Raw genomic sequence first — 660 nt, forward strand, 5'->3', positions numbered from 1 at the left:
CTAAGATCAAAATCAAAAGCAGATCAAGATCAAAAGCAGAGCACGGCGGCCTGGTAGCCGACCTGAGTGGTTGGATCAAAAGCAAGGCCGAGGCGGCCTGACAGCCGACCTGATTTTGGAAGCTGAACTCAACCAAATGTGGGAGCTGGCTTGCCTGCGATAGCATCAACTGGTTATGCCTGATGTACCGAGTTGCCTGCATCGCAGGCAAGCCAGCTCCCACAGAAAAACAGAGCACAGTGGTCTGGTCGCCGAACTCGGTAAAATTGTGGGAGGCGGCCTGGTAGCCGACCTGATTTTGGAAACTGAACTCAACCAAATGTGGGAGCTGGCTTGCCTGCGATGGCATCAACTGGTTATGCCTGATGTACCGAGTTGCCTGCATCGCAGGCAAGCCAGCTCCCACAGAAAAGCAGAGCACACTGGTCTGGTGGCCGAACTCGGTAAAATTGTGGGAGCGGGCTTGCTCGCGAAGGCGGTGGGTCAGTTACACAATAGCTGGCTGACACACCGCATTCGCGAGCAAGCCCGCTCCCACATTTTGGATCTCAGTACATCAGGTAGATGTGCTTTTGCCCTGCTTTTGCTTCTACCACTCAGGTCGGCTACTAGGCCGCCGTGCTGTAGATTTTGATCTTGATTTTGATCTGGGATCGCCCC

1 pseudogene is annotated in these 660 nt (G+C 54.1%); it reads right to left on the reverse strand.

Features of this window, described 5'->3' with window-relative positions:
• Window positions 1-394 (reverse strand): annotated as a pseudogene (locus HX783_RS29790) (hypothetical protein); the annotation flags it as partial.
• Between the last annotated feature and the right edge of the window lie 266 nt (window positions 395-660).

Source organism: Pseudomonas sp. D2002, assembly GCF_013385735.1.
Taxonomy (GTDB): domain Bacteria; phylum Pseudomonadota; class Gammaproteobacteria; order Pseudomonadales; family Pseudomonadaceae; genus Aquipseudomonas.